This window comes from Streptomyces sp. NRRL S-646, assembly GCF_000720765.1.
In the GTDB taxonomy this organism is placed as follows: domain Bacteria; phylum Actinomycetota; class Actinomycetes; order Streptomycetales; family Streptomycetaceae; genus Streptomyces.
Genome location: NZ_JODC01000003.1, coordinates 25,633 through 41,071, shown reverse-complemented (window position 1 = coordinate 41,071; position 15,439 = coordinate 25,633). Strand labels below are relative to the sequence as shown.

General features: G+C 68.7%; 13 protein-coding genes. All 13 read left to right on the top strand.

Going from position 1 to position 15,439, the window contains the following annotated elements; genetic code table 11:
* Positions 1–200: 200 nt before the first annotated feature.
* The 13 genes from thrB (at position 201) to atpB (ending at position 15,377) form a co-directional block, all read left to right on the top strand.
* Positions 201–1,118 (top strand): homoserine kinase, encoded by a 918-nt coding sequence (gene thrB / locus IH68_RS0104565; protein WP_030928684.1) that lies wholly within the window; start codon positions 201–203, stop codon positions 1,116–1,118.
* A gap of 413 nt (positions 1,119–1,531) precedes the next feature.
* Positions 1,532–3,559 carry a transcription termination factor Rho gene (gene rho / locus IH68_RS0104560; protein WP_030928681.1) on the top strand — a complete coding sequence of 676 codons (2,028 nt, stop codon included), beginning with the start codon at positions 1,532–1,534 and terminating at the stop codon, positions 3,557–3,559.
* Positions 3,560–3,694: 135 nt separating this feature from the next.
* Entirely contained in the window at positions 3,695–5,533 is a 1,839-nt protein-coding gene (locus IH68_RS0104555) for a trypsin-like serine protease (RefSeq protein ID WP_030928678.1), read from the top strand.
* Positions 5,534–5,736: 203 nt separating this feature from the next.
* Positions 5,737–6,879, top strand: a complete 1,143-nt coding sequence (locus tag IH68_RS0104550; RefSeq protein WP_030928675.1) for an LCP family protein — start codon at positions 5,737–5,739, stop codon at positions 6,877–6,879.
* Positions 6,880–7,073: 194 nt separating this feature from the next.
* On the top strand, positions 7,074–7,298 hold the full coding sequence (gene rpmE, locus IH68_RS0104545) for a 50S ribosomal protein L31 (RefSeq protein WP_019753312.1): 225 nt from the start codon (positions 7,074–7,076) through the stop codon (positions 7,296–7,298).
* A gap of 108 nt (positions 7,299–7,406) precedes the next feature.
* Positions 7,407–8,483, top strand: coding sequence for a peptide chain release factor 1 (prfA, locus tag IH68_RS0104540; protein WP_030928670.1), 1,077 nt, complete (start codon positions 7,407–7,409; stop codon positions 8,481–8,483).
* Between the two features lie 39 nt (positions 8,484–8,522).
* Entirely contained in the window at positions 8,523–9,368 is an 846-nt protein-coding gene (gene prmC, locus IH68_RS0104535; protein ID WP_030928668.1) for a peptide chain release factor N(5)-glutamine methyltransferase, read from the top strand.
* A 52-nt stretch (positions 9,369–9,420) separates the two neighbouring features.
* Entirely contained in the window at positions 9,421–10,068 is a 648-nt protein-coding gene (locus IH68_RS0104530; protein ID WP_030928666.1) for an L-threonylcarbamoyladenylate synthase, read from the top strand.
* On the top strand, positions 10,065–10,733 hold the full coding sequence (locus IH68_RS0104525; RefSeq protein WP_030928664.1) for a low molecular weight phosphatase family protein: 669 nt from the start codon (positions 10,065–10,067) through the stop codon (positions 10,731–10,733). The genes IH68_RS0104530 and IH68_RS0104525 overlap by 4 nt, the downstream gene beginning before the upstream one ends.
* A 137-nt stretch (positions 10,734–10,870) precedes the next feature.
* Positions 10,871–12,109, top strand: coding sequence for a serine hydroxymethyltransferase (gene glyA, locus IH68_RS0104520; RefSeq protein ID WP_030928662.1), 1,239 nt, complete (start codon positions 10,871–10,873; stop codon positions 12,107–12,109).
* 150 nt (positions 12,110–12,259) lie between these two features.
* Positions 12,260–13,582, top strand: coding sequence for an MraY family glycosyltransferase (locus IH68_RS0104515; protein ID WP_030928660.1), 1,323 nt, complete (start codon positions 12,260–12,262; stop codon positions 13,580–13,582).
* A gap of 312 nt (positions 13,583–13,894) precedes the next feature.
* Complete coding sequence (locus IH68_RS0104510; RefSeq protein WP_030928657.1) at positions 13,895–14,332, top strand: hypothetical protein; 438 nt, start codon at positions 13,895–13,897, stop codon at positions 14,330–14,332.
* Between the two features lie 274 nt (positions 14,333–14,606).
* Positions 14,607–15,377, top strand: coding sequence for a F0F1 ATP synthase subunit A (gene atpB / locus IH68_RS0104505; RefSeq protein ID WP_030928655.1), 771 nt, complete (start codon positions 14,607–14,609; stop codon positions 15,375–15,377).
* The last annotated feature ends 62 nt before the right edge of the window (positions 15,378–15,439 follow it).

The window sequence follows — 15,439 nt, the reverse complement described above, 5'->3', positions numbered from 1 at the left end:
TGCGCCTCCTGTGCGCCCTATGTCGCCACAGAAGCATCCTTCGATAGGCTGTACCGAACCCGCCCGCCGCATATGCCTCCGCCCATGGAGCGTCTGGACGGTGCCGCGCCGTCTCCGCGGCCTGAGGGTCTCCCCGTACGTAGCCGATGTCGTATCGAATGTTTTCGACCATCACGCAGCTCAAGGAGAGTCATCGAGAGATGGCCGGTCCCGCCTTCCGCGCCGCCGCCGTAAGGGTGCGCGTCCCCGCCACCAGCGCCAACCTCGGCCCGGGCTTCGACGCCCTGGGTCTGTCGCTGGGGCTCTACGACGACGTCGTCGTCAGGGTGGCCGACTCCGGGCTGCACATCGACATCGCGGGCGAGGGCAGCGAAACGCTGCCGCGTGACGAGAAACACCTCCTCGTACGCTCCCTGCGCACCGCCTTCGACCTCCTCGGCGGACAGCCGCGCGGCCTCGAGATCGTCTGTGCCAACCGCATCCCGCACGGCCGCGGTCTCGGCTCCTCCTCGGCCGCCATCTGCGCCGGCATCGTCGCCGCGCGCGCCGTGACCATAGGCGGGGAGTCGAAGCTCGACGACACGGCCCTGCTCGAGCTCGCGACCGAGATCGAGGGCCACCCCGACAACGTGGCGGCCTGTCTGCTCGGCGGTTTCACGCTGTCCTGGATGGAGGCGGGCGCCGCCCGCGCGATCAGGATGGATGCCGCCGATTCCATCGTTCCGGTGGTTTTCGTGCCCGGAAAGCCGGTCCTCACCGAGACCGCGCGCGGCCTGCTCCCGCGCACCGTGCCGCACGTCGACGCCGCCACCAACGCGGGCCGTGCCGCTCTGCTCGTCGAGGCCCTGACCAGGCGCCCCGAGCTGCTGCTGCCCGCCACCGAGGACCGTCTCCACCAGGAGTACCGCGCGCCCGCCATGCCGGAGAGCGCCGCGCTGGTGGAGCGGCTGCGGGCCGACGGAGTCCCGGCAGTCATCTCGGGTGCAGGACCCACTGTGCTGGCGCTGGCCGACGCCGACAGCGCCGACAAGGTCGCCCATCTGGCAGGCGAAGGGTGGGCCGCGAACCGGCTCGACCTCGACGCCCAGGGAGCGAGCGTGCTGCCGCTTGCGACCTGACACACGGTTGCCGGATTTCGAGAGGGGGAATGTTTGTTGGATCCGGTAGTGTTAATCTCAAGTCTGCACCCGACCCCACCATGGCGAGGTGCTTCGTGTCCCCGTCCGGGACAGACATTCTTCCGGGAGCCTCCCAAGCCGCACTGTGTTCCGTACGACGTACGCGGGCAGTACCTCGTACGCGGGCACTGAGCGACTTGCCGGGCACGCTCCGGAATCGGTGCGACCAAGCCACGTGACACCGACACTCGGTGCCACGGCCACGGCTTTGGGAAGCGCCATCCCAGATATCGCCTCCGCCACCTTTGGCGGACCACCGCCCCGGCACGGTCCACACAGCAAGGACCGAAGCCGGAAGCACAACCGGTCGCCGAGCCAGACAGGCCGACGTCCGCTCCAGGGAAGGACCCTTCGTGAGCGACACCACCGATCTGATGGGCGCACGTGTCGAGGAGACCGCTGCCGCGCCCGCCACGGACGCCTCCGCGCCTGCCACCGGTGCAGGCTCCCGGCGGCGCCGCGGTACCGGCCTTGAGGGCATGGTGCTGGCCGAGCTGCAGCAGGTCGCATCCGGCCTCGGTATCAGGGGCACGGCGCGCATGCGCAAGAGCCAGCTGATCGAGGTCATCAAGGAGGCGCAGGCTGGGGGTGCCCCCTCTGGGGGAGGCGGTGCTGCCCCGGCGAAGGCCGAGGCCGCCGCCGAGACCAAGCCCAAGCGCCGCGCCACCTCCAAGGCTCGTACGGGCGAGGACGCCGCTCCCGCCGCCGAGAAGAAGGCGGCCGCCTCGGCCGAGAAGGCCGTGGCCCAGCAGCAGATCGAGATCCCCGGCCAGCCGGCCAGCGAGGACGCCGCTCCCGCGGAGCGTCGCCGTCGTCGTGCCACCGCCGAGGCGGGCAGCCCCGAGACGGTTGCCGCCGAGGCGAAGAGCGAGCCGAAGGCCGAGACGCCCGCCCCGCAGGCGCAGGGCGAGGCCGCTGACGGTGACGGCCGTCAGGGCCGCCGTGACCGCCGTGACCGGGGTGACCGCGACCGCGGAGGCCGTGACCGCGACCGCCGCGGCAACAAGGGCGACGAGCAGCAGGGCGGCCAGGGCGGTGGCCAGCAGCGCCAGGACCGTCAGGACCGCCAGCAGGGCGGCGCCCGCCAGGACCGTCAGGACCGCCAGCAGCGTGACAACGGCCCGCAGGACGACGACGACTTCGAGGGCGGCCGCCGCGGCCGTCGGGGCCGTTACCGGGACCGCCGTGGCCGCCGTGGCCGTGACGAGATGGGCGGCGCCGAGCCGCAGCTCAACGAGGACGACGTCCTGATCCCCGTCGCGGGCATCCTGGACATCCTCGACAACTACGCCTTCATCCGTACGTCGGGCTACCTGCCGGGTCCCAACGACGTCTACGTCTCCCTCGCCCAGGTCCGCAAGAACGGCCTGCGCAAGGGCGACCACGTCACCGGCGCGGTCCGTCAGCCCAAGGAAGGCGAGCGGCGCGAGAAGTTCAACGCGCTGGTCCGTCTCGACTCCGTCAACGGCATGGCGCCCGAACACGGCCGTGGCCGCCCGGAGTTCAACAAGCTGACGCCTCTCTACCCGCAGGACCGGCTCCGCCTGGAGACCGACCCGGGTGTGCTGACGACCCGCATCATCGACCTCGTCGCGCCCATCGGTAAGGGCCAGCGCGGTCTGATCGTGGCTCCGCCGAAGACCGGCAAGACCATGATCATGCAGGCGATCGCCAACGCGATCACGCACAACAACCCCGAGTGCCACCTGATGGTCGTCCTGGTCGACGAGCGTCCGGAAGAGGTCACCGACATGCAGCGGTCGGTCAAGGGCGAGGTCATCTCCTCGACCTTCGACCGCCCCGCCGAGGACCACACCACGGTCGCCGAACTCGCCATCGAGCGCGCCAAGCGGCTGGTGGAGCTGGGCCACGACGTCGTCGTGCTGCTCGACTCCATCACGCGTCTGGGCCGTGCGTACAACCTCGCCGCGCCCGCCTCCGGCCGCATCCTGTCCGGTGGTGTCGACTCGACGGCGCTGTACCCGCCGAAGCGCTTCTTCGGTGCGGCGCGGAACATCGAGGACGGTGGCTCGCTCACCATCCTCGCCACCGCCCTGGTGGACACCGGGTCCCGCATGGACGAGGTGATCTTCGAGGAGTTCAAGGGCACCGGTAACGCCGAGCTCAAGCTCGACCGGAAGCTTGCGGACAAGCGGATCTTCCCGGCGGTGGACGTCGATGCGTCCGGTACGCGTAAGGAAGAGATTCTGCTCGGCAGCGACGAACTTGCCATCGTCTGGAAGCTGCGGCGGGTGCTGCACGCGCTGGATCAGCAGCAGGCGATCGAGCTGCTGCTGGACAAGATGAAGCAGACGAAGTCGAATGCGGAGTTCTTGCTGCAGATTCAGAAGACGACGCCGATGCCCGGCAACGGCGACTGAGGCACAGCCTTCACTCAGGCCGCCCCCCGTTACTCCGGTAACGGGGGGCGGCCTTTTGACGCAGAGAGGGAGGGGCGCAGCGTGCGCCCCTCCCAAACTCATGTCTCTGTGGGGGGGACTTCCTTGACCACACCCATGTCCGGCAGCGGTCGTCACAGACGCCGGATACGCATCGCCCTGCCCGTCGTCGCGACGGGCGTCGCCGCGGCGGTGGCCGCCGCGCTGTTCATGTCTTCCGCGAACGCCGCGACCGCGTCGGCGGATCCGACCGTCAAGCCCAGCACCAGCGCCGCCCCGCTGTCCGAGCTGACGGCCCGTGTCACGGGCGCGCTCGCCACCGACAAGGACTTCAGGAAGGGGTCGAAGACCAAGGACGCCAAGACGGACAAGTCGAGCACGTCGTCCACCTCCTCGTCCGGGTCCTCGTCCACCTCCACGGTCAGCCCGATGATCATCGGCGGCACCTCGACGAGCATCACCTCGGCGCCGTGGATGGCACAGCTCTGGTACTACGACGACAAGGGCACCAGCGACACCGGTGACGACCTCGGCTTCTTCTGCGGCGGTACCGTCGTGGCGCCGACGAAGATCCTCACCGCCTCGCACTGCGTCAAGGGCTTCAACTGGCACGCGTACGGGGCGATCGTCACCGGCACCGACCAGCTGCCCACCACCGACAGCTCCGGCAACACCGACCTGCACGGTGGCACCGTCTCCGGCATCTGGCAGCAGTGGAACCACCCGTCGTACAACTCGACGACCGTCGACAACGACGTCGCCGTCCTGACGCTGCCGAACCCGATCACCGCCACCCCGATCCGCATGACGACCTCCAGTGACACGGCGTCGTACGCGGCCGGGACCAGCGCCAAGGTCTACGGCTGGGGTCGTACCAGCTCCACCAGCGACGACATCTCGCAGACCCTGCAGTCGGCGCCGCTGCCCGTGCAGTCCGACAGCACCTGCTCCGGCTACTACGGCAGCGACTTCATCGCGGGCCACATGGTCTGCGCCGGCACCCCGGCGACCGGCAGCGACTCCGGCACCACCACGGCCTGCAACGGCGACTCCGGCGGTCCGCTGATCGTCAACAACCGGATCGTCGGCATCGTGTCGTGGGGCGTGCAGGACTGCGTGGCCAAGGGCGCGTACAGCGTGTTCACCAAGGTGAAGGCGTACGTCGGGGCGGCCTACCCCCGCATCGACGACACCAACCTGAGCGGTGACCTCAAGGCCGACATGTTCGTGCGCGAGCACTCCACGAGCACCGGCTACGAGAAGGACTCCAAGGGCACCTCGTTCGCGTCCCGCATCTCCTGGGGCAGCTTCAGCGGCTACAACACGATCCTGCAGACGGACCTCAACCGGGACGGCTACCAGGACTTCGTCCTGCGCCGCAGCAGCGACGGGGCGGTCTTCTGGCTGCACTACATCCCGTCCACCCAGAGCTGGAGCAGGACCCAGATCTTCAGCAACTGGTCCACCCGCAAGTTCACCGTCGCCCCCGGTGACGTCACCGGCGACTATCTGCCCGACCTGCTCTCGGTCGACTCCTCGGGCAACCTGTGGATCTACCCGGGCAAGGGCAACGGAACCTTCGCCGGCGCGGTGAAGGTCGGCTCCGGCTGGGGCCAGTACAACTCGCTGCGCGCCCACGGTGACCTCACCGGCGACGGCAGGGCCGACCTGATCGCCCGTCAGAGCAGCACCGGCGACGTGTACCTGTACAAGGGCAACGGCACCTCCGGCTCCGGCGCCTTCGCCGGCCGTATCAAGGTCCGCAGCGCCTGGACCGGCTACAACGCCTTCGACGCGGTCGGCGACATCACCGGCGACGGCAAGGCCGACTTCCTGGCCCGGACGTCCGGAGGCACGCTCTACCTGTACCCGGGCACCGGTAAGGCGACGAGCGAGATCTTTGCCACAAGGATCTCTGTCGGTACCGGCTTCCAGGCGTACGACATCTGGGGCTGACGCCGCAGGTGAGAGGGGTACGACCCGAATAACCCGTTACGCACTGTGCCCGACTTTCCACAAGTCGGGCACAGTGCGTTGTGCAACCCTTTCCCGAGTTCTCCCGTCTGACCAGCCGGGGTGAACATGGTGCGGTACGGGCGAATCGACGAAGCCTGTTCCCGACAGCAGGGGGTAACCGACCGGACGAGAACGAGGAGCACATGTCCGCCGAGAGCACGCCGGAACCCGGCATACCGGGAGAGCCCGGCACCAACGGCACGCGCGGCCGCGCCAAGGGCCGCCGTCGCAAGCCCCGCAGCACGCGCCGCAAAGGCCTGCTGATCACGGCGTGGACCGCCGCGGGCATCGTCGTGCTGGGCGGCACCGGAGCCGGATACCTGTACTTCAAGCTCAACGGCAACATCAAGAGCGTCGACATCGACTCGGCCCTGGGCACGGACCGGCCGACGAAGGTCGACAACGGCTCCGAGAACATCCTGGTCCTCGGTTCGGACAGCCGCTCGGGCAGCAACAAGAAGCTCGGCGGCGGCACGGACGACGGCAGCGCCCGATCCGACACGGCGATGATCGTGCACGTCTACAAGGGCCACAAGAAGGCCAGCGTGGTCTCCATGCCGCGTGACACCCTCATCGACCGCCCCGAGTGCACCGACACCCACGGCAAGACGCATCCCGCCGCGTCCGGCGTCATGTTCAACACCGCGTACTCCACCGGCGGCGCCGCCTGCGCCGTGAAGACCGTGGAGTCGATCAGCGGGCTGCGCATGGACCACTACCTCGAGGTCGACTTCAGCGGCTTCGAGAAGCTCATCGACGAGCTCGGAGGCGTCCCGGTCACCACGACCAAGGACATCAAGGACTCCCAGAGCCATCTGAACCTCAAGGCCGGCACACACAAGCTCGACGGTGAGCAGGCCCTCGGCCTGGTCCGCACCCGGCACGGCGTCGGCGACGGCTCCGACCTCGGCCGCATCCAGCTCCAGCAGGCCTTCATCAAGGCCCTGGTCGAGCAGGTCAAGCACGTCGGCATCTTCACCAGCCCGAAGAAGCTCTACGACCTCGCCGACACCGCCACCAAGGCCGTGACGACCGACTCCGACCTCGGCTCGGTCAACTCCCTGATGTCCTTCGCCAACGGCCTCAAGAGCATCAGCTCCAGCAACATGCACATGATCACGATGCCGGTCCAGTACGACCCGTCCAATCCCAACCGCGTGATCGTGGAGAAGACGAAGGCCCAGCAGGTCTGGACGGCCCTGAAGAACGACCAGGCGATCCCGGCGAGCGCCACGAAGGGCACGGCGACGGGCGAAGCCAAGGGCGTGGTCACCGCCAGTCACTAGGGGCGCGGGGCTGTGTCGATCTGCGGCTCCGCCGCGGGGCGCGACAAGCCCCCACCGGCCTGCAGGGAACAATCTGCAGTCGCCCCCGGTTTTGGGGGATGGCCCCAGTCCTGGCAGACTGGTACGTCGGCCCCGGTTCACGCCCCTGCACCCCGCGGGAGCGACCCGGCGCCCTCCCGAAACTAGGAGACACCTTGAAGCGCGACATCCACCCCGAGTACGTCGAGACGCAGGTCAGCTGCACCTGTGGCGCGTCGTTCACCACCCGCAGCACGATCTCCAGCGGCACCATCCGCGCCGAGGTCTGCTCCGAGTGCCACCCGTTCTACACGGGCAAGCAGAAGATCCTCGACACCGGTGGCCGTGTGGCCCGCTTCGAGGCCCGCTTCGGCAAGGCTGCTGCCGGCTCCAAGAAGTAGCTGGCTCCAATCCGCCGGTCCACGGCCGCGCCCTGAAACAGGCGTGCCGGGACCGGCGTTTTTGGTCGCCCGCCTTCCGCCCTTTTCCACGCAGTACAGGAGCCCAAGATGTTCGAGGCCGTCGAGGAACTCGTCGGTGAGCACGCCGACCTGGAGACGAAGCTCGCCGACCCGTCGGTCCACGCCGACCAGGCCAACGCGCGCAAGCTGAACAAGCGCTACGCCGAGCTCACCCCGATCGTCGCCACGTACCGCTCCTGGAAGCAGACCGGCGACGACATCGAGACGGCGAAGGAATTCGCCGCCGACGACCCGGACTTCGTCGCCGAGGTCAAGGAGCTGGAGAAGCAGCGCGAGGAACTCACCGAGAAGCTGCGCCTGCTGCTCGTGCCCCGGGACCCGTCCGACGACAAGGACGTGATCCTCGAGATCAAGGCCGGCGCCGGCGGCGACGAGTCCGCGCTCTTCGCCGGTGACCTCCTGCGCATGTACCTCCGGTACGCGGAGCGCGTCGGCTGGAAGACCGAGATCATCGACGCCACCGAGTCGGAGCTCGGCGGCTACAAGGACGTCCAGGTCGCCGTGAAGACCAAGGGCGGCCAGGGCGCCACGGAGCCCGGGCAGGGCGTCTGGGCGCGGATGAAGTACGAGGGCGGTGTGCACCGCGTGCAGCGCGTGCCGGCCACCGAGTCCCAGGGCCGTATCCACACGTCCGCCGCCGGTGTGCTCGTCACGCCCGAGGCGGAGGAGGTCGACGTCGAGATCAACCCGAACGACCTCCGCATCGACGTCTACCGCTCCTCCGGACCCGGCGGCCAGTCCGTCAACACCACCGACTCCGCGGTGCGCATCACGCACATCCCGACCGGAGTCGTCGCCTCCTGCCAGAACGAGAAGAGCCAGCTGCAGAACAAGGAGCAGGCGATGCGTATCCTGCGCTCCAGGCTGCTCGCAGCGGCGCAGGAGGAGGCGGAGAAGGAAGCCGCCGACGCCCGCCGCAGCCAGGTCCGCACCGTCGACCGCTCCGAGAAGATCCGCACGTACAACTTCCCGGAGAATCGCATCTCGGACCACCGCGTCGGCTTCAAGGCCTACAACCTGGACCAGGTCCTGGACGGCGACCTCGACGCGGTGATCCAGGCCTGCGTCGACGCGGACTCGGCAGCGAAGCTGGCGGCTGCATAAAGGCATCTGCGCACGACCCAGTACGACACGGAGGAATGCGTGAACCTGCTGCTCGCAGAGGTGGCACAGGCCACCCAGCGGCTGGCCGACGCCGGCGTGCCCTCGCCGCGCACCGACGCGGAGGAGCTCGCCGCGTTCGTGCACGGCGTGAAGCGCAGCCAACTGCACTCCGTGAAGGACTCGGACTTCGACGCCCGGTACTGGGAGGTCATCGCCCGGCGCGAACAGCGCGAGCCGCTGCAGCACATCACCGGGCGGGCCTACTTCCGCTACCTCGAACTCCAGGTGGGGCCGGGCGTGTTCGTGCCGCGGCCCGAGACCGAGTCCGTGGTCGGCTGGGCCATAGACGCCGTACGCGCCATGGACGTCGTCGAGCCGTGCATCGTGGACCTGTGCACCGGCTCCGGCGCCATCGCGCTCGCGCTCGCCCAGGAGGTCCCGCGCTCGCGCGTGCACGCCGTGGAGCTGTCGGAGGAGGCGCTCCAGTGGACCCGCAAGAACGTGGAGGGTTCGCGCGTCGACCTGCGCCAGGGCAACGCCCTTGACGCCTTCCCGGACCTCGACGGCCAGGTCGACCTGGTCATCTCCAACCCGCCGTACATCCCGCTGACGGAATGGGAGTACGTCGCTCCCGAGGCGCGGGACTACGATCCCGAACTCGCCCTGTTCTCGGGGGAGGACGGCCTCGATCTCATCCGCGGTCTGGAACGGACCGCACACCGGCTCCTGCGCCCCGGCGGCGTCGTCGTCATCGAGCATGCCGACACCCAGGGCGGCCAGGTGCCGTGGATCTTCACCGAGGAGCGGGGCTGGGCCGACGCGGCCGACCACCCGGACCTCAACAACCGCCCCCGGTTCGCGACGGCCCGCAAGGCACTGCCGTGAGCACCCCGACGACCCACTTCCCGATGTACGTGTACGAGGAGGCCCGCTAGACATGGCTCGGCGATACGACACCAACGACGCGACGGACCGCACGACCGGTCTGCGCGAAGCCGCGTCCGCCGTCCGCCGTGGCGAGCTCGTGGTCCTCCCGACCGACACGGTGTACGGCATCGGCGCCGACGCGTTCTCCTCGGAGGCGGTCGCCGACCTGCTGGAGGCCAAGGGCCGGGGCCGCAACATGCCCACCCCCGTGCTGATCGGGTCGCCGAACACGCTCCACGGTCTCGTCACCGACTTCTCCGAGCTGGCCTGGGAGCTCGTCGACGCCTTCTGGCCGGGTGCGCTCACGCTCGTCGCCAAGCACCAGCCGTCCCTGCAGTGGGACCTCGGGGACACCCGGGGCACGGTCGCCATCCGTATGCCCCTGCACCCGGTCGCCATCGAGCTGCTGACCGAGGTCGGCCCCATGGCCGTGTCCTCGGCGAACCTGACCGGCCACCCCGCCCCCGAGGACTGCGACGCCGCGCAGGAGATGCTCGGCGACTCGGTCTCCGTCTACCTCGACGGCGGCCCGACCCCCGGCAACGTCCCGTCCTCCATCGTCGACGTCACCGGCCCGGTGCCGGTGCTGCTGCGCGAGGGCGCGATCTCGCCGGACGAGCTGCGGAAGGTCGTACCCGACCTCGAGGTGGCGAATTGACGGCCCCTGACGCGGGGCGTGGCATAGGCAACGGGGAAGAGACGGGAACCTTCGGGGTTCCCATGACCAGCTTCCGCATCCTCCACGTCAGCACCGGCAACGTGTGCCGCTCGCCGATCACCGAGCGGCTGACCCGCCATGCCCTGGCGGCCCGGCTCGGCGACCCGCTGTGGGGCGGGCTGATCGTGGAGAGCGCGGGCACCTGGGGCCACGAGGGTGCGCCCATGGAGGCCAACGCGGAGGCGGTCCTCGCGGACTTCGGCGCGGACGCCTCCGGCTTCATGGGCCGCGAACTCCTCGACGAGCACGTCATCATGGCCGACCTCGTCCTGACGGCGACCCGCGACCACCGCGCCCAGGTCATCTCCATGGGCCACTCGGCGGGCCTGCGCACCTTCACGCTGAAGGAGTTCACCCGCCTGGTGCGGGCGATAGACCCCGCGACCCTGCCGCCCCTGGAGGACGGTGTGGTGGCACGCGCGCGTGCGCTGGTCCGGGCTGCGGCGGCTCTACGCGGGTGGCTCCTGGCCCCGACCGCCGAGGCGGACGAGGTGTACGACCCGTACGGCGCCCCGCTGACCTTCTTCCGGTCCATCGGGGAGGAGATACACCAGGCGCTGGATCCGGTGGTGACGGCGCTGACGGGGGTTCCTGCGCGCGCCTGACGCGGGACGTGCCGGAGACCGGGCTCCGGTCGTCACAGCGCTCACCGGTGTACCTGCGAAGGCGTAACAACCGAGCACCTCACCGGTACCGGGCCTACATTGGTCGTACGTCACCGTCGACGCCCCCGGAGCCCATCATGCCGGTCACTCATACCCTCGAGGCCGATGTCCTGCGCCGGCAGGACCCCGAGCTGGCCGAGATCCTGCTCGGTGAGCTCGACCGGCAGTCGACGACGCTGCAGCTCATCGCCGCCGAGAACTTCTCCTCGCCCGCGGTGCTGGCCGCGCTCGGCTCGCCGCTGGCCAACAAGTACGCCGAGGGGTATCCGGGCGCCCGCCACCACGGCGGCTGCGAGATCGTCGACGTCGCCGAGCGTCTCGCCGTGGACCGTGCGAAGGCCCTGTTCGGCGCCGAGCACGCCAACGTGCAGTCGCACTCCGGGTCTTCGGCCGTCCTCGCCGCCTACGCGGCACTCCTGCGGCCCGGCGACACCGTCCTCGCCCTCGGCCTCCCGTACGGCGGGCATCTCACGCACGGCTCGCCCGCCAACTTCTCCGGCCGCTGGTTCGACTTCGTAGGCTACGGCGTCGACGCCGAGACCGGGCTCATCGACTACGACCAGGTGCGCACCCTCGCCCGTACGCACCGCCCCAAGGCGATCGTGTGCGGTTCCATCGCCTACCCCCGGCACATCGACTACGCCGTCTTCCGCGAGGTCGCCGACGAGGTCGGGGCGTATCTCATCGCCGACGCCGCCCATCCCATGGGGCTCGTCGCCGGGGGAGCGGCGCCAAGCCCGGTGCCGTACGCCGACGTGGTCTGCGCGACCACGCACAAGGTGCTGCGCGGGCCGCGCGGCGGGATGATCCTGTGCGGCGCCGAGCTCGCCGAGCGGGTCGACCGGGCCGTGTTCCCCTTCACCCAGGGCGGCGCGCAGATGCACAGCATCGCCGCCAAGGCCGTCGCGTTCGGTGAGGCGGCAACACCGGAGTTCCGGTTGTACGCCCATCAGGTGGTCGCCAATGCCCGGGCGCTGGCGGCTCTGCTGGCCGCCGAGGGCCTGGTCGTCACCACCGGCGGCACGGACACCCATCTGATCACCGCCGACCCGGCGCCCCTCGGCGTCGACGGACGCACCGCGCGCGGCCGCCTCGCGGCGGCCGGAATGGTGCTGGACTGCTGTGCGCTGCCGCACGGGGACGCCCGCGGCCTGCGGCTGGGCACGGCGGCCGTGACCACACAGGGGATGGGAGAGGAGGAAATGGCATCGATCGCCGCGCTGCTGGCGGGTGTGCTGCGGGGCGAGACCGAGAGTCTGAAGGCGCGTGATCAGGTGCGCGAGCTCACCGGTAGATTTCAGCCGTACACCGGCTGAGCGGGGGTAGACGCACCTGCGTACCACTGGGTGCAGCCTGCGTGCACAGGCACGCGTGCAACCATCGTCGCTACCCGGCAGTCCCCATTCGTATGCGTGCGTCGCTAGGGTGTGGGGCTGAGATGGCCAGCGAGACCTGTGGGGAAGCCTGTGCGTGAATACCTGCTGACGCTCTGCATCACGGCCGCGGTGACGTATCTGCTGACAGGGCCGGTACGTAAGTTCGCGATCGTGGCCGGAGCCATGCCGGAGATCAGGGCCCGTGACGTGCACCGGGAGCCCACTCCGCGCCTCGGCGGGATCGCCATGTTCTTCGGGCTGTGCGCGGGCCTGCTGGTCGCGGACCATCTCACCAACCTCAACGAGGTCTTCGAGAAGTCCAACGAACCGCGGGCGCTGCTCTCCGGAGCGGCGCTCATCTGGCTCATCGGCGTCCTGGACGACAAGTTCGAGATCGACGCCCTGATCAAGCTGGGCGGCCAGATGATCGCCGCCGGCGTCATGGTCATGCAGGGTCTGACGATCCTGTGGCTGCCGATCCCCAGTGTCGGCACCGTCGCGCTGACCCAGTGGCAGGGCACCCTGCTGACGGTGGCGCTGGTCGTCATCACCATCAACGCGGTCAACTTCGTGGACGGCCTCGACGGCCTCGCCTCCGGCATGGTGTGCATCGCCGCCGCCGCGTTCTTCATGTACGCCTACCGCATCTGGTACTCGTACGGCATCGAGGCCGCGGCCCCCGCGACGCTCTTCGCGGCCATCCTGATGGGCATGTGCCTGGGCTTCCTGCCGCACAACATGCACCCCGCCCGCATCTTCATGGGCGACTCGGGCTCGATGCTGATCGGGCTGGTACTGGCTGCGGGCGCGATCTCCATCACGGGGCAGGTCGACCCGGACAGCCTGTTCGGCGGGTCCCAGCGCCAGGCGGTGCACCAGATGGTCCCGGTCTACATCCCGCTGCTGCTGCCGCTGACGATCATCGCGATCCCCGCCGCCGACCTGGTGCTGGCCATCGTGCGCCGCACCTGGCGCGGCCAGTCGCCGTTCGCCGCGGACCGCGGGCATCTGCACCACCGGCTCCTGGAGATCGGGCACTCGCACAGCCGGGCCGTCCTGATCATGTACTTCTGGTCGGCCCTGATCGCCTTCGGTGCCCTGGCGTACTCGGTCAACTCGGCGTCCATGTGGATCGTCCTGGGCATCGTGATCCTCAGCGCCATCGGCCTGCTCCTCCTCCTGCTGCCGCGCTTCACGCCCCGCGCCCCGCGCTGGGCCGAGCATTTCGTGCCGCCGCGCTACCGCCGTGCCCGCGCCGTCGCCGAATCCGCGTCCACCCCCGCGCACCCGGCCGCGGTCGAAGAGGAGCAGCGCCCTCCGGTCGTGGCCGGTGTGGCAGGGGTGAACGGTGCGACCGCTGTGGGCGCTCGTCCGCGCTTCCTGGACCGGCGCAAGGCCGGTACCTCGCGCTGATACCTTGCGCTGACTCGGCAAGGTAAGAATCTGACTAGAGCATTGCCAACTCGTGGGGGAACAAAGCCCCCCAATACCAGACAAGCCGGTTCTGTTTCTGCACAGACGCGCACTGTCACTCTCATGTGTGACAGCAAGCACACCGACTAGGTAAAGACCGCATCAAATAGTTTGTGATACGGTTCACGAGAACCCCGGAGAGAGCTGAAGGGCCGCAGTGCGACGGTCCATTGGCCGTGAGTTCCCCTCTCGATCCGGGACTACGCTCGTCCATGACGACACCCTGCCCCCTGTGAAAGCGGAGTTGCCGCCATGCCGTCCAATGACGCCCGGAACCTCTTGCAGACCGCTGTGCCCACAGCGGCTGTCGGCGCGATCGTCGTCGCCGTCAGCGCTGGGGTCGCCGGCGGCAAGGGTGCGCTCGGTGCGGCGGTCGGCACACTGCTCGCGATCCTGTTCATGGGAATCGGTCTGTACGTCCTGCAGTGGACGGCAAAAACGCTCCCGCAGTTGTTCCAGGCCATGGGGCTGATGCTGTACGTCGCTCAGCTCCTGCTGCTCCTGATCTTCGTGGCCGTCTTCAAGGACACCACTCTCTTCAACGCGAAGACGTTCGCCGTCTCGCTCGTCGTCGCGACTGTCGTGTGGATGGCTGCGCAGGCTCGTGCGCATATGAAGGCCAAGCTTTTCTACGTCGACCCCGACTCCGAGAAGAGTGGAAAGTCCGAGAAGACAGGGTCGTCGTCGTGAGGGATAGGGGCGGGATAAAGGCTTGTGAGATCTCCTGCTATCGTCCGGTGCCAACTGCGGCATCGCGGGCGCGGGCATCTGAGCTGACGCCTGCTCAATCGCGAGGCTTGATGCCCCCCCAGCCGCCCTCACATCCGTAACACCAGTCCAGTGCCGACCCGCGGCTGCGCGCCGCGCCGACACAACGAGGTTGCCGTACCCATGCGTCACGCCGAAGGAGCCCGCGGTGAGTGCTGACCAGACCCAGCTCGCCTTTGACTGGAGTTGCCGGATCATGTCCGACAACGGGTGTGGCTTCCCGGCTCCGGGCCTGCACTCCTTCCTGTTCAAGCCCCTGTTCACCGTGGGCGGCTACGACTTCAACAAGGTGATGCTGCTCGCGCTCATCACCACGCTGCTCGTCGTCACCTTCTTCACGCTTGCCTTCAGCAAGGCCAAGGTGGTCCCGGGCAAGCTCCAGATGGTGGCCGAGGCCGGCTACGACTTCGTCCGCCGCGGCATCGTCTACGAGACGCTCGGCAAGCGCGAGGGCGAGAAGTACGTCCCGCTCATGGTCTCGCTGTTCTTCTTCATCTGGATCATGAACATCTGGTCCGTGATCCCGCTGGCGCAGTTCCCGGTGTCCTCGGTCATCGCCTTCCCGATGGTCCTGGCCGCGGTCGTCTGGCTCCTGTGGGTCTCGCTGACCTTCAAGCGGCACGGCTTCGTCGGTTTCTTCAAGAACATCACCGGCTACGACAAGTCGCTCGGCGCGGTGCTGCCGCTCGTCATGGTCATCGAGTTCTTCTCGAACCTGTTCGTCCGCCCGTTCACGCACGCGGTGCGACTCTTCGCCAACATGTTCGCCGGTCACCTGATGCTGGTGATGTTCACCGTCGCCTCCTGGTACCTGCTGAACAGCTACATGATCCCGGCCGCGGGCGTCTCGTTCGTGATGACCATGATCATGATTCTCTTCGAGCTTTTCGTGCAGGCCGTCCAGGCGTACGTCTTCGTACTGCTGGCCTGCTCGTACATTCAGGGTGCTCTCGCCGAGCACCACTGAGCACCACCAAACCCCCGGTCGTCCGGTGGCCAACCCCCACCGGTTCGTAAAAGAGAAGGAAG